Consider the following 16876-nt stretch of genomic DNA (forward strand, 5'->3'; position numbering starts at 1 on the left):
GCCGTGCTGACTATTTCACAAAGGTAGGTTCACCTTCGTAGGTTGAAAGACCTTCGCGTTCAGCAGGGCTCAGCCTTTGCACCCGTCCGTTGGACGGATCAAAATAGGCCAAGGTCGTGGCGGCTTTGACGCAGAGAAAGTCTTCGATGGGGTCTCGGAATTCATAGCAGATGTCAAAGCTGGCTGGTTTGATATTTGCAACCCACAGATCCACATTGACAGGTACATTGCGGTACTCCAGTGGACGGGAGTATCGGACGCGGTGTTCCACGACCAGAATCTGCACCCCGTCGGGAACTGCGGAGAAAATATCAGCCTTCGGGCTCGTGCCCGGTGCGCCGGTGCCACCGGGCACACCAAATCCCGCAATGCGCGCTTCTTCCATGAGCCTGATGAGGTTGACGTTGTTCACGTGTCCGTAGGCATCCATATCGCCCCAACGCATGGGGACCTGCACACGCAGCGAATTCGCACTCATCTTTGCTCCTCCAATGATTCGTCATCCGGGCTCACCAGACCGAGCCGGGTTAAACCTTCCAAAATTCTTGCCCCATCCGGTTCATAGACCCAGGGGATCCCAGGCGTGGTCCGCCACAGCTCCTGAGATCGGCCGCCTGCCAGCACGGCTTCCGAGGGGGTGAGCTGGCGGATGACAATCGCCCGCACATGTTCAGGGCAGCGGCGGGCAAACTCTGCGTAGATTGCCGGGTCATGCTGGCCGTCATCCCCAATAAGCACCCACGAGATATTGGGAAACTCCTGGGCCAAGCGGCGTAGCTGGTCGACCTTGTGCTGCTGGCCGCTACGGAACCAGGCCCTGTCGGTCGGCCCCCAGTCCGTCAGCAGCAACGGGCCGCGCGGATATAGATTGCGCGACATAAAACGCTGCAGCGTCTGTGCAACATTCCAGGCACCGGTGGATAGATAGATCGTCGGGCTGCCCGGGTACTCATGCAGCATCCGCTGCATCATCACCGCCATCCCCGGGGTTGCAACGCGGGCATGTTCGGAAAGCACAAACGAATTCCATGCGGCCAACAGGGGTCGGGGCAGGGCGGTGACGACAACCGTGTCATCCACGTCGCTAATGATTCCGAACTTCTGATGTTCGCTGATCACGAGAATGCTTGCCTTGGCATCGTCCCCGTCGTGAACCCGCAATGAGATTTCATGCCAACCAGGTTCCAAGTCCACCTGCAGCTTGACGTCCAGCACTCCCCCGCGGTCAGCCTGCACCTCAAAATGCCGACCAGCAACCTCAATCGAGACGTTACCCTGCGGAATAATTGCTGAAATGAAGTTTCTAAATCCGCGAATTCCATCGTCGATGACCTGAGCCTTATGGTGCCCATCTTCAAATGCACCCGGGCGGGCCAGCACAACGCGGGCGAAAACCCTAACCCACCCTCCATCTTCACTGGAGTATCCGTAGCCAACGTATGGGAGTATGACAGGTTTTAAACCCCTTGACCGTGCACCGCGAGCTCGCCAGCGGTGATACCGATCTTCTAGGCGGGAAGCGACATGGCGTGCAACGCCATCGCTTGAAGCGTGACTCATAATCTCAGTCTTTCACGAGTTAGCAACCGCTTCTTGGAAAAACTTCCAGTGTCTCCAAAGCCTTGAACTTTTCTACAATTCGTAGAAAACTGTTTGTATGGAATTCATTCACGGTCACAACCAGCCAGTTCTCGTTTTGAGCGAAGAGCAGTCTTGGCAGTTGCTTTCTCATACCTCGCACGGTCGCGTAGCCACTGCGGTGGCCGGCAACATCGATATAGTGCCGGTGAACCACGCCGTGCACAATCAGAAGCTCTTCCTGCGCACCGCACCGGGAAATAAGCTCGCATCGATGGCAATCAACTCCAAGGTTGCCTTTGAAGCCGACGGCATCTTGGCAGATGAAGCATGGTCGGTGGTGGTCCACGGAAATGCTGAGCTGCTGGAACGCGAGGCGGACATCCAGGAAGCCCGCGAAAGCGGCGTCACCCCGTGGATTCCCACTTTGAAGGAATCATGGGTGCGCATCCATGTCACCTCAATCTCCGGACGGCACTTCGAACTTGGCGAGCAGCCGGAAATCGTCGATTAAACCCAAGTTGAACTGACGATGCTGCAAGGACTGCACCGATTCTCGGAGCAGTCCCTGCAGCGTTTCGGAAAGCTAGTTGTAGGGGTAGAACCCTTCGCCGCTCTTACGGCCCAGCTTGCCCGCAGCGACCTTTTCAACGATCAGCGGGTGCGGCAAGTCAGCCTCGTCGTCGGTTTCCGCATAGGTCGCCTGGGCGATGAAGTCCACCACGTCGAGCCCCACCATGTCCATCAGTTCAAAGGGGCCCATGGGGTGGCCCAGTGCGGTCCGTGCAGTGGTGTCGATGTCTTCGATACTTGCAACGCCCGACTGGGCGAGGTTCAATGCTTCCTTGTTGATGGCGCCCATCATGCGGTTGGCAATGAACCCCGGGATCTCCTTGTTCACGAGTACCGGCTGCTTGTTCAGCCGCTGCGCCACCTCGGTCACGGCGTTCACCGTCGCATCACTGGTGTCTGCATTGCGCACGATCTCCACACACTTCATCACCAGTGCCGGGTTGAAGAAGTGCATGTTGCAGACCCGGTCAGGCCGCCCGCTGGCAGCCGCCACCTTGGATGAGGGCAGCGTCGACGAGTTAGTTGCAAGAATCGCATGCTCCGCGGTGATCTGGCCGAGCTGCGCGAAGATCTGCTCCTTGATGTCCAAGCGCTCCACCGCCGCCTCAATAACCAAGTCAGCGTCCTTGGCAGCAGAAGTCAGATCGGATTCCTGGCTCAAGAGCTGAAGCGCGCTGTCGACCTCGTCCTGGCTCAGTTTGCCTTTGGCCACCCTGGATGCAGACCAATTTTCCAGTTCGGTGCGCGCGGCATCAAGGGCCGGCCCGGAAATATCCTGCAGCACGGTGGTGTAGCCGCCCAGGGCACAACTCATGGCAATCTGCCGTCCCATGGTGCCGGCACCGATCACGAGAATTCTCTGAATTGTCATCAAGTACTCCTTGCTCTCCTGTACAAAGCGGCCTTAGCCCCGCAGATACACCGTTGTGGTGTGGGTGTAGAACTCGCGGGCAGCTGCACCCTGTTCCTTCGGTCCATAGCCAGATGACTTGGCCCCACCGAAAGGTACGTGGGGATCGGCTCCCGCTGATTCCGAATTTACATGCAATATGCCGACATCCAAACGAGATTGCGCCTCAATTGCGGTGCCCAGGTCCCGGGTGAACAACGCGAGGCTCAGCCCGAACTCGGAATCCTGTGCCGCAGCGAATGCCGCCTCTTTGCCGTCAACCACCATCACCGAAAGCACGGGGGCGAAGAACTCTTCACGCCAGGCAATATTCTTCGAGCCTGCTTCTCCTGTTGGGAGCAGGATGATGTTCGGCGCCATGAAGCTTGCCTGCGCCGGGGCGGCGCCCTCGTAAATCAGCTCGGCCCCCTCGGCGAGCGCTTTGCCTAGGGAATCCCTGGCAGCGTTCGCCGCCTTGGCATCCACCAGCGGCCCCATGTGCACAGCGGGGTCCAGCGGGTCGCCGGTGACCCATGCGTCCAGTCGGGCGGTGAGCTTGGCCAAGAATAGTTCGGCAATCGACGCATCGAGAATCAGTCTGCTGGTGGCGGTGCACTTTTGACCGGTAGCCCTAAAGGCACCGAAAAGCACCTGCTCGCTGGCAAGCTCCAGATCCGCATCGGCCAAGACCACCGAGGCGTTCTTGCCTCCCATTTCTGCCTGGACGGGGATTCCTCGGGCAGCACCCGCAGCACACAGCTTCCGGCCGACGCCGGTGGAACCGGTGAAGCTCAAACCGGAAAGGCGTGCATCCTCGATGAAGCGGTTGCCCAGCGCACCTGGACCCACAATCAGGTTCAACACGCCGGCCGGGAGTCCGGCCGCGTGCAATGCCTCCACCAATCGAGTGGCAAGCAGCGGCACCAGGCTGGCGGGCTTGAAGACCACCGTGTTGCCAAAGATCAGCGCCGGCGCGATCTTCCATGCAGGAATGGCCATCGGGAAATTAAACGGGGTGATGATCCCGATGACTCCCAGCGGTTTGTGGCTTACGAGAATCTGCTCCCCGGCCCTGGGCGATTGAAAGACGGTGCCCGCGCAGCGTTCGGCTTCGCCTGCGTAGTAGGTGAAAATTTGGGCGGCGCGAAGCACTTCGCCGATCCCCTCGGCCCGTGTTTTTCCTTCTTCCTGGGCCAGTTCTTCTCCGAACTTCTCGGAGTGCTCCCGCAGGTATTGCCCGGCCTTGAGCAGGTAGGCGCCGCGTTCTGCCATGGGCAGCTGCGCCCACGATTCTTGGGCCGCCGCCGCGGCCCCGAAGGCCGTGGCGACCTGCTCTTCCGTGGCCGCCCGACCGACGGCAAGGATCTGCTGTGCGTCGGCGGCGCTGACGGTGCTGATCTCGGCTCCAGCCCCGTTGCCCCACTGTCCGTTGATGTACTGGCCCAGCACAGGCAATGACTCTTGATTCATGGTTTCGATTTCGTTCGTCATGGTCCTGATTCTTAGCGGAAGGCCGGAACGCCGGTGAGCTTGTTGCCAAGGATCAGCGTGTGGACTTCGTCGGTGCCTTCGTAGGTACGTACAGATTCAAGGTTGTTTGCATGGCGCAGCGGCGAGTAGTCAAGGGTGATGCCGTTGCCTCCGAGGATCGTGCGCGCTTCACGGCAAATTTCAATGGCCTCGCGGCAGTTGTTCAGTTTGCCTACCGAGATCTGGTGCAGGTCCAGGGTGCCTGCATCCTTCATCCGTCCGATATGCAGTGCGAGCAGGAATCCCTTATTGATTTCAAGTGCCATGTCGACAAGTTTCTGCTGGGTGAGCTGGTAGCCGGCCAGCGGCTTGTCGAACTGCAATCGTTCCTGCGAGTACTTCAGCGCATCTTCGAAGGCGTCGCGGGCGGCGCCCATGGAACCCCAAATGATCCCGTAGCGCGCCTCGTTCAGGCAGGAGAACGGCCCCTTCAGACCCTTTACGTTCGGGAGCACCGCGGTGCCAGGCAGGCGAACATCGACCAGTTCAATCTCGCACTGAATCGATGCGCGCATGGAAAGCTTCGGCTCGATGGGGGTTGCCTTGAACCCAGGGGTGGAGGTCGGGACCACAAAGCCGCGGATCCCTTCGTCGGTCTGCGCCCAGATCACTGCCACCTTTGCCACATTGGCAAGACCGATCCAGCGCTTGGCCCCATTCAATACCCAATCATCCCCATCGCGGCGGGCGAAGGTCTTCATGCTTGATGGATCTGAGCCTGCAGTTGGCTCGGTTAGACCGAAGCAGCCGATGGCTTCACCGGCGGCCATCTGAGGAAGCCATTCCTGCTTCTGCTCTTCGGAACCATGCTTATAGATCGCGCTCATTGCCAGTGATCCCTGCACCGACACAAAGGTGCGCAGCCCCGAATCGCCGGCTTCCAATTCGGCGCCTGCCAAACCGTATTCAACTGCCGATCGACCCGCGCAGCCGTAGCCCTTCAGGTGCATGCCTAACAGTCCAAGCTTTGCCATTTCTGGAACGATTTCCAGTGGGAACTGCGCATTTTCATACCATGAGGCGATGTTCGGCTTAATGCTTTCGGCAACGAAGCTTCGCACTCGTGTTCGCAGCGCGAGTTCCTCTTCAGTGAGCAGCGCATCGAAATTGATTAGGTCTGATGGGTCAAGCACGCGTTCTGCGATCATTGAAGCCTCCCGGTTCATGGTGTGTAGTTCTCTCTCTAAAAAATACGAAAGTTTCCGCCCAACCGCCTTAGACGATTTGTACAAGAGGTATGAAGTTATCGGATACTTTTTCTATGATCACTCTGCTTCAGTTGGGCACAGCCCTGGCATCGGACCTTGAACCGGGGCCCAGCGGCACCTATAGCAGCGCCCCCCTGACTGGTGTGCACATCTCAGAATTGGAAGATCCAACCCCCTATTTGCTCGGCGGCGAATTGCTGCTGACTACGGGAATGATCTTTGCCCGATCCCACACTGAACCGCTGGCATACGTGCAGCGTCTGAAGGACAAAGGGGTGCGGGTACTCGGCGTAGGGCTGGGACCATCATTGAAGTCGGTGCCACCGACGCTGACCGAGGCCTGCACGAGTTTGGGGATCGAACTTGTCGTGGTCCCCGACCAGGTGCCCTTCCAGAATGTTTCACGGGCCTTCTGGCAGTTGGCGATGCGCAGCAGCAATGCCGGCCTGATGGATTCTTTGGGTACGCAAACCGCAATGGCCCAGGCAGCCATGCGCCCCGATGCGGTGCCTGCGGTGGTAAAAAATTTGGCGCAGTCCTTGGGCGGGTGGGCTGCGTTCGTCCCCCGCTTCAGCGAAGGTGAGACCGTCTGGCCCCCGTCCGCCGAACAGTTTATGCCCAAGGTGCGCAGGGAATCCCAGCAGCTGGCGACCTTGGAAGCCCCGAGCACCGCGACCTTTGAGCTGTTGAATCAGCCGGTGGTCCTCTACCCGGTACTGGTCAACACGCAGGTGTACGGGGTGCTCAGCCTCGGACCCGGTCGCCGGCTGACCCCAGCGGACCGACAGGTCATCACGACCGTCTGCGTGCTTCTGGCGATGCGCGCCAAACAACGTGAACAACTGACCGAGTCGACATCGGTGTTGGGCAGCGCCGTGGCCAAACTTGCCGTGCGCGGACAGCTTGAGGCGGCGCGGCTGCTGGCCGAAGATTCTGGCCTGCCGGATCTTCCCAGCAGCATCAGGCTGCTGGCACTGCGCGGGCAGGGAGCCATTCCCGTGGCCTTCGCGGCCGAATCGGTTCGCGGGCTGACCGGAGATGAACCCTATGATCTAGTCCCCGCATTGATGGCTACGCCGTTCATCTTCGAGCAAGATGACCTTCTGATCGCCCTGCTCGATGCGGCGCAGCTCAAACCGCTCTCGCAGCGGCCCTTCGACGACCTAGAGGATACCGAGTTCCAGGCCATGGGGCTGGGGCAGCTGACGCAGTCCAAGACACCTGAAACCGCTGCGGTGCTGTCAACCAGTGTGAACGGGACACAGCTGCCTTCGGTGATTCATGCCCTGCGGGCCTCGGTTTCGCGCGCGCCATTGGGCACATTAACGCATCTTGGATCAAGCGACGAGTCCAAGGCCGCGACCTGGGTCAAATTGCTGCATGAGTATTCCCGCGCAGATCTAGTTTCTACGGTCACCAGCTATTTACGCCATCGTGGCACGTGGGAGGAGGCCGCCAGGGAATTGGGGCTGCACCGCAACACCTTGCGCTACCGGATGCAGCTGGTGCGTTCCCTCATCGGGGTCGATGTGGACGACCCCGATGTCTCGGCGCACCTGTGGCTGGCCCTGCGTCATGCAGAGGCATTAAAGGGAAACTAGGATCGGCTTTCGGCTGAAGCGTTCACCTGCGCGGACAGCCAGTGACGCACCTGCGCGTTGTGTTCGCCAAGTTTGGGCGGGGCCTGCCGCGGCGAGTCAAGCGCCGGTGTCCATGTGGCTGGGTGGCGGATCTGCTCCCCTGTCACCGTTCCGTCCCCGTCGACAACCTGAATTGTCGGTTCCAGGCCGAGGCTGGCAGAGAATTCAAGGCCCTGGGCGATGTTCGCCACCTTTCCAGCGGGCACTCCCACTGCGGTGAGCCGGCGTTGCCACGACTGTGCGGTATCTGCCGCCAAGGCGGCTTCTAGCAGCGGGATGAGTTCTTTGCGATTTTCGACCCTTTGGTTGTTGGTTGCAAAGCGCGGGTCGGCAGCCAGCTCGTCCACCGACAGCTCGGCGCACAGCTTTGCGAACTGGCCGTCGTTGCCGCAGGCAACCGCCACCGAACCGCCGGCGCAATTCAGCAACTGATACGGCACGATTGAAGGATGCGCATTGCCCATGCGTCCGGCAATTTTTCCTGCGCCCAGGTACGCCTGCCCCTGGTTGGCTAATGCTCCCTGCAGGCTTGAAAGCAGGTTGACTTCGATATGTGCACCGCGCCCGGTGTTCTGTCGGTTCTGCAGCGCGGCAAGGATTGAAATGGTGGCATCTTTTGCGGTCAGCACATCCACGAGCGCTACGCCCGCCTTCATCGGGTCGGCATCGGCTTCGCCGGTGATCGACATCAGCCCGCCGAGCGCCTGGACGATGAAGTCATAGCCGGGGATCTTCGCTCCCGCCTTGGAGCCGTAGCCGGTGACGGAAACATAGATCAGCTCCGGGTTGAGTTGGGACAGCTCTTCATATCCCAGGCCGAGCTTGTCCATTCCGCCGGTCAGAAAGTTTTCCACCAGAATATCGGCGGTGGCTGCCAGCTCGCGGGCAATGACCTTGTCGTCCTCGTCCCGCAGATCAAGGGTGATCGACTGCTTGTTGCGATTCACTGATTCGAAATAGGTGGCTCCGGTGGCCGAGTACGGCGGGCCCCAGCTGCGGGTGTCGTCGCCCGACTCCGGACGCTCGACCTTTATCACCGTTGCGCCGAGGTCGGCCAGGGTCATGGTGCTCAGCGGGCCAGCAAGAACCCGGGAAAAATCGGCGACGACAATGCCGTCCAGTGGTCGAAGGCCGCTCATTGACTCCCCTATCGTAGTGTCTTCATTCCACACTAGGGTTTATGTTGTTCAACGGTTCGGAAGTACTGTCCAAAGAATTGTTAACTCTGCACAAAGCGGCCCGGACGCACCTGTCCCTCCGCGTTGCAGCGTCCCTCCCCGGTAGGGTGGACTCGTGACTGAACATTCAAGCTCCGCCCTTACCGCCACCGCCGAATCACTGCGCCTGACCGCCCTGTCTGCCGGCCGGGAAGCCGCTGTGCTGCTGCGCGGTGCTTTCAGGAAGGGTGTTCAGGTTGAAGAGAAGACGAATACTCACGATCTGGTCACACGCATTGATCGCCAAAGCCAAGAGCTGATAACAAAGCAGCTGCTCGGCGCGGTCGAAAACTCCTGGGTCCTCGGCGAAGAACAGGTGGACGGCGATGCTGGTGTTCGGGGCGCTGGAAAGATCCAATGGATCGTCGATCCGATCGACGGCACCAGCAATTTCGTTCATGGGATCGCTTTCTTCTGCGTCTCCATTGCGGCAGCCATCGACGACCGGCTCATAGCGGCGGCCATCATCGACCCTGTTTCGGGCGATGAGTTCAGCGCCAACCTAGAGGCCGCGTACCTCAACGAGCAGATCCTGAGCCCAGCACCGTGCCCTGAGCAGTCCCGTGCAAATCTCATGACCGACTACCCCGGCGCAGAGTCCATGGTGAAGGACGGTCCCCTGGCCATGGAGCTGCTCGGCGAATGGATCCAGAGTTTTGCCACGGTCCGCCGCAAGGTGTCGGCGGCGCTCGCGCTGGCCCATGTCGCCGCCGGCTGGTGCGATGCAACCATCGGGTTCGACACCAAGGTGTGGGATGTCGCCGCCGGGGCGCACCTGGTGCGCATGGCGGGCGGCAGCTACCGCGGCTTGGCCTATGGGCAGCCCTTCGACGCCGACCACCTCTGCCCGGGATTCATCGCACAGGGTCCCGGAGCCGATTATCCGGCGCTTAATTCCGCGGCCGGACGCATCCACACGCTGCGCACCAGCTAGCTGATAAGAATGCGCCAACGCGACGATCTTTCGTGAACCCCTCGGCTTTCGAAGCGCAAAGTCGTACGATACGACTATGGAACGACAAAGCAATCGAACCGTACACTCCGCAGTACGGCACCACGGTGGCGGAGGCGTGATCATCGGAGGTATCGGAGCAATGCTGCTCTTCGGTATCTTCGCAGTGACGTTGGCATCTCAATCTTCTACTCAGGACTGGGTACCACTGCTCATCGGCGTCAGCATGGGATTCTCGGCAATGCTCTTCGGCATTGTCTACCACTTCACGCATTGAGCCAATCAAAAATTACTCTCGACAAAAACACCCCGGCAGCCGTTGACGGCCACCGGGGTGTTTATGGGTTCTGTACGGTTTTCTACAGGTGGGTCGGCGCGAACATTTTCAGCAGGGTCTGGACCACGATCACGTTCGGCCCCTCTGACTCAAATGCCTCGCTCAGTGCATCCTTGATACCCTCCGGCGCCACCGCGCGGGCGGGGATGCCGAATGACTGTGCCAAGGCAACAAAATCCGGACGTGCCAGTTCCGTGGCGGTGGCCTTGCCGAAGGCCCCCTCCATGTACTCGCGCAGGATGCCGTAGCCGCCGTCGTCGACGATCAGCCAGGTGACCGGGGCATTGTGCTGCTTGGCGGTGGCGAGCTCCGCGATGGAATACATCGATGAGCCGTCGCCGCTGACCGCAAGCACGCGCTTGGACGTGCCGATGGCTCCGCCGATCGCCGAGGGGAAGCCGAAGCCCAGCCCGCCGGCACCCTGGGCCGAGTGGAACTCGCCCTGGCGGGCATCCCAGCAACTCCAGCCCCAGTAGGCGGCGATGGTCATATCCCAGAAGGTCTGCATGTCATCGGGCACCGCCGCGCGGATGTCCGCCATGAAGGTCCGCTCCTTGGCCAGGTCCTGGCTGTCGAGTCGGGCCGACACCTTGGCCAGCGTCTGCGCCACCACCTGCTGCGCAGTCTCCCCGTGCCAGTCGGCGTGGGAAGTGAAGTCGCTTGCCGCCAGCTGGTCGTTCAGGAATTCAAGCGCCGCCTTGGCGTCTGCACGGATGCCGAGCGCCGGGGTATTCGACTCAAGCACGCGCGGCTCGGCGTCGATCTGGATCATGCGCCCGCGTGGTGCCAGGGAGAAGTAGTTGCTTGATACTTCGCCCAGGGAGGATCCGATGACCACCAGAACGTCGGCGTCTTCCAGCACCTCGGAGACGTAGCGGTCTTCTACCCACGACTGCAGTGACAGTTCGTGGTTCCAGCCGAAGGCGCCGTTGCCGCCAGGGGTGCACAGCACCGGGGCGTTCAGCGTTTCGGCGGCCGCCAGCAGCGCCGCCTGGGCACCCGCACGGCGCACACCGCCGCCTGCCACGATGGCCGGACGCTTTGCCTCGGACAGCCAGCGCACCGCTTCCTCGACCAGTTCCACGCGCGGCGGATGGTCGTAGGCTTCGGCCAGGGCGTCGCGCACCGGCGGCACCATGACCGGGGCCAGCAGCACGTCCTGCGGTACCTCGACCCATACCGGGCCCATGGGCACGGTAATGGCCCGCGCCCATGCGTCCTGGATCGCCGAAGGGATGCCGGAGGCATGGTGCACGGTCTGCTGGAACTTGGTGACGTTCGCGGCCGAGGCCTTCTGGTCGTCAAGCTGGTGCAGCATGCCCTTACGGCGCGCGCCCAGGCCGTCCAGCGGAATCTGGCTGGCCACAACCACCATCGGCACGCCGGTGGCATAGGCTTCCTGCAGGCCCGCCAGGGAGGTCAAAGCACCGGGGCCAGTGGACAGGAACAGGACGCCGACCTCGCCGGTGGCACGCGAGTAGCCGTCCGCGGCGAAGGCCGAGTTGTTCTCCACGCGGGAGGAGACGAAGTGCAGGTCCGAGCGTGAGAGCGCGTCGAACAACCCCAGGGCATGTTGTCCGGGGATGCCGAAGACCGTCTTGGCCCCCAGGGCCGAGAGGGTTTCGATGACGAGGTCGCCGCCATTGCGCTGTGCGCCCGACATTAGTCGTTCAGCCCGTTGGTCGCGCGGAAATCGCTGATCAGGCTGAGCAGGTCGTAGGTGACGTGGCTGGCTGCAACGCCGGTGATTTCTGCGTGGTCGTAGGCAGGGGAAACCTCGACGATGTCCGCGCCGACGATCTTCAGTCCGCGCAGGCCGCGCAGGATTTCCAGCAGTTCGCGGCTGGTGATGCCGCCGGCTTCCGGGGTGCCAGTGCCTGGGGCGTGGGATGGATCGAGCACGTCGATGTCGATGGAGATGTACAGCGGGCGGTTGCCGATGCGGTCGCGCAGCTTGGCGACGATCTCGCGCACGCCCTGGTAGTAGACATCCGAGCTGGTCACGATGCCGAAGCCGAAGCGCTTGTCGTCTTCCAGGTCCTTCTTGCCGTACAGCGGGCCGCGGGTGCCGACGTGGCAGATGGCTTCGGTGTCCAGGAGGCCTTCTTCCACCGCACGGCGGAATGGGGTGCCGTGGGTGTATTCGGCGCCGAAGTAGGTGTCCCAGGTGTCCAGGTGGGCGTCGAAGTGCAGCATTGCCACCGGTGCACCGGCGCGCTTGGAGGCTGCGCGCAGCAGCGGCAGGGCGATGGTGTGGTCGCCGCCGATGGTCACCAGCGTTGAGCCGTCCTCGGTCAGTTCCAGTGCCTCATGCTCAATGGTCTCGATGGCCTCGTTGATGTTGAACGGGTTCACCGCCATGTCACCGGCGTCGACAACCTGGCTCTGTGCGAACGGTGAAGTTTCGGTGGCTGGGTTGTATGGACGGATCAGGCGGGATGCTTCACGCACGTGGGTCGAGCCGAAGCGTGCGCCCGGACGGTAGGAAACGCCGCTGTCAAAAGGAACACCGACGATCTTGATGTCTGCGCTGGACACCTGGTCCAGTCGTGGCAGGCGGGCGTAGGTGCCCAGACCTGCATAACGAGGGATCAGTGCCGCATTGATCGGGCCCAGATTGCCGTTGTCTTCAATCCTGATTTCCTTCATTGGAACATCCTTTCGACACAGTGGCCGGTCCAACCACGTGTTGCCTAATATGAAACATACGTTTTCCCTCATGCTATTTTGTGCGACAGCTAACGTCAAGGCGTCGCAGGCAAAAAGATGCGGAAATCCGGGTTAAAAACCCGCCAGCATCAAGGATTCTAACCCTGAATACCGCTTCATGCTCCTGAAATTTGGTGGCGGTTTGGCTGGAGCGACGTATCGACCACGCGAACATGGCAGTGTCAGCGATTTTTGCAGGCCGAACTTCTCTGGCTCACGAAAGGTACTGCTGAATAGCCGCTTTGCCCGAGCTTGGTCTCAGGGACTGCCGCAACGGGCGATGAAGTTCAAGAATCCTGATGCAAGAAGCCGTCGTCCAGTCAAAAGACCAAGCCCCTCGCAGGCTCGCAGCCGGCGTTCCTTGAGGATGAAGTCGGGCGCGCCACCACCGAATGACGCCGGAAGGAACCACGAGCCTGCAGGCGGCAGCGAGCCAATAGAACTGACTCAAAGAGCAAGTTGAGTTGGTGGAATCCGCGCCCATTTCCAGCACGTCTTCAAAGCCGCTGAGCATTCGCCAGCCTTGATGAACCTCCGCAGCTCGCAGGATTGATTAGGTTTCTGTCTGAGATGCGGGGAGATGACCCATTAAATTGCGCGATTCCGGCAACTGCCTTGCCCCAGAATCTTGAGGTTCCATCATTCTAGGCCGCCTGAGGTAGGGTCCTACTTTGAAATCTCGGTGTTGGCCTTAGTTGCCTTGATCAGGGCACGGTCGACCTCGTGAATTCCGACGATCAATCCTGCCGATAGGATCAAAGATTTAATGGTTAGTCCGTTCAAATCAGTTGCAACATAAACCAACTGCACCGGTCCCACTAGAACAAGCAGTACGATCATCCAGAAAATATAGGTCGCGTCGGTTCTCGCACGAGCCAACTCAGGATGCTTGGCACGGCGTCGGATCGTATAAACGCCGATCACGATGATGACGACCGCCAAGATCGCAGCACCCGCAAAAAAGAAATACCGTTGCGTACGAATCCATGTCATCGTCGGTCCGACAAGTAGGCCAAGAGCCACGGCTGCCCACCAGCTGATTGACCGCAATTCGCTCTGCGAAGCAGATGAATTGCCAGTTGGTTTGTCAGCAGCCACGGTACTCCTTCCTCGATATCTATGACCTTTTGCGATAAGGCACTGTTTCAAGAATACGCGGTGAGAACTCGCACTCATGCCCTTGGATCTCAAACCCCTGCAGAATGTTGCGCGATTCGCACCAAAAGGTACTTAAAGAATCATTAGAGAATTAGTGTCCAAAGGACCAGCGCCGGTTCATCCGACAGATTTTCCCAGCTGTGAGGTTCACGCCCGGGAAAGGTGATGGTATCCCCCGCCTCAAGTTCCCATCTCTGGTCCGGCAGCACCAAGGTGAATTGCCCCGAAACCACGTGCAGGACTTCAAGCTCGCAATCCACCGAGTACAGCTCGGCTTCACCAGCACCCTGGGGTGCAACTTCGGCTCGAATGACCTGCACTCGCTTTTCACCGCGTGGAGTCACCAGTTGCTCGGTAATTCCTTCACCGCCTAGAGACACCCGAGGAGCATCTACCAAACGAACCAATTGAGTTTCTGGAACTTCAAACAAGGTTCCGACGTCGATTCCCAAAACTTCGCAAAGTTTTATGAGTGTGGATACCGATGGGCTGGTCAAGTCCCGTTCCACGCGCGAAAGGAACCCCTTGGTCAAACCTGATAGTTCGGCAACTTGGTCAATCGTCATTCGCTGCTGCTGACGAACCCCACGTAGGCGCGCACCAATATTAATCGTCGAGCCGGAGGATTCAACGGGCAGCGTTTTCATCTATGCGCACCAAGACCTGTTCTCTTGTAGATTTCGAAGGCTTCGTCAACGGGGTCAACGCCGGCCATCGCATGCATACAGTTTACCAATACGCAACATTGCAGGACCGACCGCCTACGAGCCTCCGAAATTAGGGAAAACCATCGTTAGGGTTCCCCCGACCATTGCAGTTACCTAAACTCGTGCCATGAACTCCGAAAATTCAACTGCCACCCTTTTGCGCGAATATCTCAACGATGCACGGGAGGCGGTCATCTTCAAGGCGGAAAAACTCAGTGAAGAACTCGCTCGACGCCCAATGACGCCCACAGGAACTCACATTCTAGGGGTGGTCCATCACCTGGCCGTGACAGAGTACGGATATTTCGGACTGTGCCTGAATCGAAACGTAGACAACGAGTACATCTCAAAACTGCTCGAAATTGACGACCCCCAAGCAGACTTCCTGCCACCTGCTGAGTTCAGCGTCGCGCAGATTATTGATCTCTACCGTCGATCAATCAGTTTCGCAGAGACGGGATTCGATCAACTGGAACTGGAATCTCCGGCAGAAGTTCCCTGGTGGAACAAGCACCGCAGGACAACGCTTGAACGACTCATGGTGCATATGATCGCCGAAACCTCACGGCATGCTGGCCACCTCGACATCGTGCGTGAACTACTCGATGGTCTTGCCGGCCTCAGGCCGGAAGCAATGAACCTGCCAGATTATTCACCCGACCAGTGGCTGGAGCAGCGCCGCGTCATAGAAGACATTGCCAGAAGAAAAGTTACGCCAGCCTAGCTTGCGCTTCTCTCCACGGAAATTTCTTCGCGTCATATGACGGAATACAGCTTCACCGCGTCACATGTCGCCGGTAGCATCTGAATTGTTGCTTCACGAGACGCGGCGCCAAGCTCCGACTGGCCGCGCACCAACCCCAGGTTCATGGGTGGTTCGGATGAAGAAGCGGCCCGGGCATCGACCGATGCGCGGGCAAGAGCTCAGCGAGAGTTGTCGTGTCATGGCATATTCCGTTCTACCCATCATCGACCTGCAAACCGGTCAGGTGCAGTTCAAGGTCCAAGGCCGTTGGTATACGCGCTATGTCGACCGCCCGGCGCAGCTTGAGCGCCTCGTCGCCCGTGCAGCGCGGCGACCAGTTTTTGATCCTGCCAACGGAGAGCTCATCGTCTTCATTGCGGCCGCCGGCATTCCCGCCGGGAGGCAGTCGGCTTTTAGTCTTGCCAAATTCCCCACGGAGAGGACGCTGGCTAAGCTGGGTGGCTGAACAAAACTTCGGATTTCAGTCGAAGTCCCCGGCCGTAGGAGGGTCATCTTCGAGATGTCACAACACCCCGCGACGCAGCCAACTCCATCCCAAATCCGCAGGTGGCGCCAGTACGTCGCCGATGAAGCCGCCGAGGGCGCCATCTACCGCGCGCTTGCAGAGAAAAAGACCGGTCAAGAACGACAAATTCTGCTTGGCCTCGCCGAAGCCGAATCACGCCACGAAGAATATTGGCGGGCAAAGCTCGGTGAACATGACAGGCCGGTACGACCTTCACTGCGCCGCAGTTTCCTGCGTGTGCTTGCTGCCCGCTTTGGCTCGGTCTTCGTCCTAGCCTTGGCGCAGCGGGCCGAAAGCAGCACCCCCTATGCCAAGGATGAGGATGCAACACCTCAGATGGCCGCCGACGAACAGGTTCACGAGGAAGTTGTCCGCGCCTTGGCCACGGCTGGCCGCGCCCAGCTGTCAGGCAACTTCCGCGCGGCAGTCTTCGGCGCCAACGACGGCTTGGTCTCCAACCTTGCCCTGGTCATGGGCATCGGGGCCACCGGAGTTTCTTCGGGCATGGTGCTGTTCTCCGGTATCGCTGGCTTGCTCGCAGGCGCCCTGTCGATGGCGGCGGGCGAGTACGTATCGGTGCGCTCACAGCGCGAATTGCTCACCGCTTCACGCCCGACACAGGTCACCTTGACCGCCGCAAAACACCTTGATCTTGACGCCAATGAACTGGTGCTGATTTACAAGGCCCGAGGCATGAGCGACGAGGACGCAGAACACCGCGCCGCCGAACGCATGGGCTTGTTCACCTGCGACTGCAACCCTTCATTCTCCCTCAACCCCGAAGAACGATCGGAAGAGTTGGAGAACGAACACGAAGAACTCGGTTCGGCCACCGGCGCGGCGACCTCTTCATTCCTGATGTTCGCTTCCGGCGCGGTGATTCCGATCCTGCCGTACATCTTCGGCATGACCGGAATCGCCGCAATCGTCACCTCGGTAGTGCTCGTTGGCATTGCCCTGATGATCACCGGCGGCATTGTCGGTCTGCTCTCCGGTGCTTCACCGCTCAAACGAGGTTTGCGTCAGCTGGCCATCGGGTGGGGTGCGGCAGCGGTGACCTACTGCCTGGGCCTGCTCTTCGGCACGAACGTCGCCTAACCCTCGGTC

At 59.9% G+C, this 16876-nt stretch carries 17 protein-coding genes and 1 riboswitch; of the genes, 7 read left to right on the top strand and 10 right to left on the bottom strand.

All coding sequences use genetic code 11. The annotated features are described in order from the left end of the window. Positions 1-10 precede the first annotated feature (10 nt). Both RUH64_RS05670 and RUH64_RS05675 read right to left on the bottom strand, forming a co-directional pair. Positions 11-478 carry a thioesterase family protein gene (locus RUH64_RS05670; RefSeq protein ID WP_313811991.1) on the bottom strand — a complete coding sequence of 156 codons (468 nt, stop codon included), beginning with the start codon at positions 476-478 and terminating at the stop codon, positions 11-13. Next, positions 475-1560 (bottom strand): phosphatase domain-containing protein, encoded by a 1086-nt coding sequence (locus RUH64_RS05675; RefSeq protein WP_313811993.1) that lies wholly within the window; start codon positions 1558-1560, stop codon positions 475-477. The genes RUH64_RS05670 and RUH64_RS05675 overlap by 4 nt, the downstream gene beginning before the upstream one ends. 97 nt (positions 1561-1657) lie before the next feature. Between RUH64_RS05675 and RUH64_RS05680 the strand changes: the two genes are divergently transcribed. After that, positions 1658-2092 (top strand): pyridoxamine 5'-phosphate oxidase family protein, encoded by a 435-nt coding sequence (locus RUH64_RS05680; RefSeq protein WP_313811994.1) that lies wholly within the window; start codon positions 1658-1660, stop codon positions 2090-2092. 72 nt (positions 2093-2164) lie between these two features. Here the strand turns inward: RUH64_RS05680 and RUH64_RS05685 are convergent, their stop codons facing one another. The 3 genes from RUH64_RS05685 to RUH64_RS05695 are packed head-to-tail and all read right to left on the bottom strand — an operon-like array spanning position 2165 to position 5718. Next, a complete protein-coding gene (locus tag RUH64_RS05685; RefSeq protein WP_313811996.1) occupies positions 2165-3022 on the bottom strand; it encodes a 3-hydroxyacyl-CoA dehydrogenase family protein in 858 nt (285 codons plus the stop codon). A gap of 33 nt (positions 3023-3055) precedes the next feature. Further along, the gene (locus RUH64_RS05690) at positions 3056-4531 is read right to left on the bottom strand and encodes an aldehyde dehydrogenase family protein (RefSeq protein WP_313811998.1); all 1476 of its coding nucleotides are present in this window, start codon (positions 4529-4531) and stop codon (positions 3056-3058) included. An 11-nt stretch (positions 4532-4542) separates the two neighbouring features. Next, positions 4543-5718: an acyl-CoA dehydrogenase family protein gene (locus tag RUH64_RS05695; protein WP_313812000.1), complete on the bottom strand. Its 1176-nt coding sequence runs from the start codon at positions 5716-5718 to the stop codon at positions 4543-4545. 113 nt (positions 5719-5831) lie between these two features. Between RUH64_RS05695 and RUH64_RS05700 the strand changes: the two genes are divergently transcribed. Further along, positions 5832-7379 carry a PucR family transcriptional regulator ligand-binding domain-containing protein gene (locus tag RUH64_RS05700; protein ID WP_313812002.1) on the top strand — a complete coding sequence of 516 codons (1548 nt, stop codon included), beginning with the start codon at positions 5832-5834 and terminating at the stop codon, positions 7377-7379. On the opposite strand, the gene RUH64_RS05705 is transcribed toward RUH64_RS05700, so the two are convergent. Then, positions 7376-8557: a CaiB/BaiF CoA-transferase family protein gene (locus RUH64_RS05705; RefSeq protein WP_313812003.1), complete on the bottom strand. Its 1182-nt coding sequence runs from the start codon at positions 8555-8557 to the stop codon at positions 7376-7378. The two genes, RUH64_RS05700 and RUH64_RS05705, sit on opposite strands and share 4 nt — an antisense overlap. 154 nt (positions 8558-8711) lie before the next feature. Between RUH64_RS05705 and RUH64_RS05710 the strand changes: the two genes are divergently transcribed. Then, entirely contained in the window at positions 8712-9569 is an 858-nt protein-coding gene (locus tag RUH64_RS05710) for an inositol monophosphatase (protein WP_313812005.1), read from the top strand. Positions 9570-9645: 76 nt separating this feature from the next. Beyond that, positions 9646-9864, top strand: a complete 219-nt coding sequence (locus tag RUH64_RS05715; protein WP_313812007.1) for a hypothetical protein — start codon at positions 9646-9648, stop codon at positions 9862-9864. Positions 9865-9946: 82 nt separating this feature from the next. On the opposite strand, the gene RUH64_RS05720 is transcribed toward RUH64_RS05715, so the two are convergent. The 4 genes from RUH64_RS05720 to RUH64_RS05735 form a co-directional block, all read right to left on the bottom strand. Next, a complete protein-coding gene (locus RUH64_RS05720) occupies positions 9947-11587 on the bottom strand; it encodes a thiamine pyrophosphate-binding protein (protein ID WP_313812009.1) in 1641 nt (546 codons plus the stop codon). Beyond that, positions 11587-12573, bottom strand: coding sequence for an agmatinase (speB, locus tag RUH64_RS05725; RefSeq protein WP_313812011.1), 987 nt, complete (start codon positions 12571-12573; stop codon positions 11587-11589). Before speB ends, RUH64_RS05720 begins: the two co-directional genes overlap by 1 nt. A gap of 726 nt (positions 12574-13299) precedes the next feature. Continuing rightward, on the bottom strand, positions 13300-13731 hold the full coding sequence (locus RUH64_RS05730) for a hypothetical protein (protein ID WP_313812013.1): 432 nt from the start codon (positions 13729-13731) through the stop codon (positions 13300-13302). 143 nt (positions 13732-13874) lie between these two features. Beyond that, positions 13875-14438: a helix-turn-helix domain-containing protein gene (locus tag RUH64_RS05735; protein ID WP_313812015.1), complete on the bottom strand. Its 564-nt coding sequence runs from the start codon at positions 14436-14438 to the stop codon at positions 13875-13877. Positions 14439-14625: 187 nt separating this feature from the next. Between RUH64_RS05735 and RUH64_RS05740 the strand changes: the two genes are divergently transcribed. The 3 genes from RUH64_RS05740 (at position 14626) to RUH64_RS05750 (ending at position 16867) form a co-directional block, all read left to right on the top strand. After that, entirely contained in the window at positions 14626-15222 is a 597-nt protein-coding gene (locus RUH64_RS05740; RefSeq protein ID WP_313812017.1) for a DinB family protein, read from the top strand. Between the two features lie 91 nt (positions 15223-15313). Next, positions 15314-15427, top strand: a riboswitch (SAM riboswitch). A gap of 15 nt (positions 15428-15442) precedes the next feature. Continuing rightward, positions 15443-15709, top strand: a complete 267-nt coding sequence (locus RUH64_RS05745) for a hypothetical protein (protein ID WP_313812019.1) — start codon at positions 15443-15445, stop codon at positions 15707-15709. Positions 15710-15763: 54 nt separating this feature from the next. Further along, positions 15764-16867: a VIT1/CCC1 transporter family protein gene (locus RUH64_RS05750; RefSeq protein WP_313812021.1), complete on the top strand. Its 1104-nt coding sequence runs from the start codon at positions 15764-15766 to the stop codon at positions 16865-16867. The last annotated feature ends 9 nt before the right edge of the window (positions 16868-16876 follow it).

The sequence above is a fragment of the Glutamicibacter sp. genome, from assembly GCF_032154645.1.
Taxonomy (GTDB): Bacteria; Actinomycetota; Actinomycetes; order Actinomycetales; family Micrococcaceae; genus Glutamicibacter.

What these genes read in the sequence shown, in the direction of transcription:
- RUH64_RS05670 (WP_313811991.1), bottom strand. Translation starts at nt 478, where the DNA reads ATGAGTGCGAATTCGCTGCGTGTGCAGGTCCCCATGCGTTGGGGCGAT.
- RUH64_RS05675 (WP_313811993.1), bottom strand. Translation starts at nt 1,560, where the DNA reads ATGAGTCACGCTTCAAGCGATGGCGTTGCACGCCATGTCGCTTCCCGC.
- RUH64_RS05680 (WP_313811994.1), top strand. Translation starts at nt 1,658, where the DNA reads ATGGAATTCATTCACGGTCACAACCAGCCAGTTCTCGTTTTGAGCGAA.
- RUH64_RS05685 (WP_313811996.1), bottom strand. Translation starts at nt 3,022, where the DNA reads ATGACAATTCAGAGAATTCTCGTGATCGGTGCCGGCACCATGGGACGG.
- RUH64_RS05690 (WP_313811998.1), bottom strand. Translation starts at nt 4,531, where the DNA reads ATGACGAACGAAATCGAAACCATGAATCAAGAGTCATTGCCTGTGCTG.
- RUH64_RS05695 (WP_313812000.1), bottom strand. Translation starts at nt 5,718, where the DNA reads ATGATCGCAGAACGCGTGCTTGACCCATCAGACCTAATCAATTTCGAT.
- RUH64_RS05700 (WP_313812002.1), top strand. Translation starts at nt 5,832, where the DNA reads ATGATCACTCTGCTTCAGTTGGGCACAGCCCTGGCATCGGACCTTGAA.
- RUH64_RS05705 (WP_313812003.1), bottom strand. Translation starts at nt 8,557, where the DNA reads ATGAGCGGCCTTCGACCACTGGACGGCATTGTCGTCGCCGATTTTTCC.
- RUH64_RS05715 (WP_313812007.1), top strand. Translation starts at nt 9,646, where the DNA reads ATGGAACGACAAAGCAATCGAACCGTACACTCCGCAGTACGGCACCAC.
- RUH64_RS05720 (WP_313812009.1), bottom strand. Translation starts at nt 11,587, where the DNA reads ATGTCGGGCGCACAGCGCAATGGCGGCGACCTCGTCATCGAAACCCTC.
- speB (WP_313812011.1), bottom strand. Translation starts at nt 12,573, where the DNA reads ATGAAGGAAATCAGGATTGAAGACAACGGCAATCTGGGCCCGATCAAT.
- RUH64_RS05735 (WP_313812015.1), bottom strand. Translation starts at nt 14,438, where the DNA reads ATGAAAACGCTGCCCGTTGAATCCTCCGGCTCGACGATTAATATTGGT.
- RUH64_RS05740 (WP_313812017.1), top strand. Translation starts at nt 14,626, where the DNA reads ATGAACTCCGAAAATTCAACTGCCACCCTTTTGCGCGAATATCTCAAC.
- RUH64_RS05745 (WP_313812019.1), top strand. Translation starts at nt 15,443, where the DNA reads ATGGCATATTCCGTTCTACCCATCATCGACCTGCAAACCGGTCAGGTG.
- RUH64_RS05750 (WP_313812021.1), top strand. Translation starts at nt 15,764, where the DNA reads ATGTCACAACACCCCGCGACGCAGCCAACTCCATCCCAAATCCGCAGG.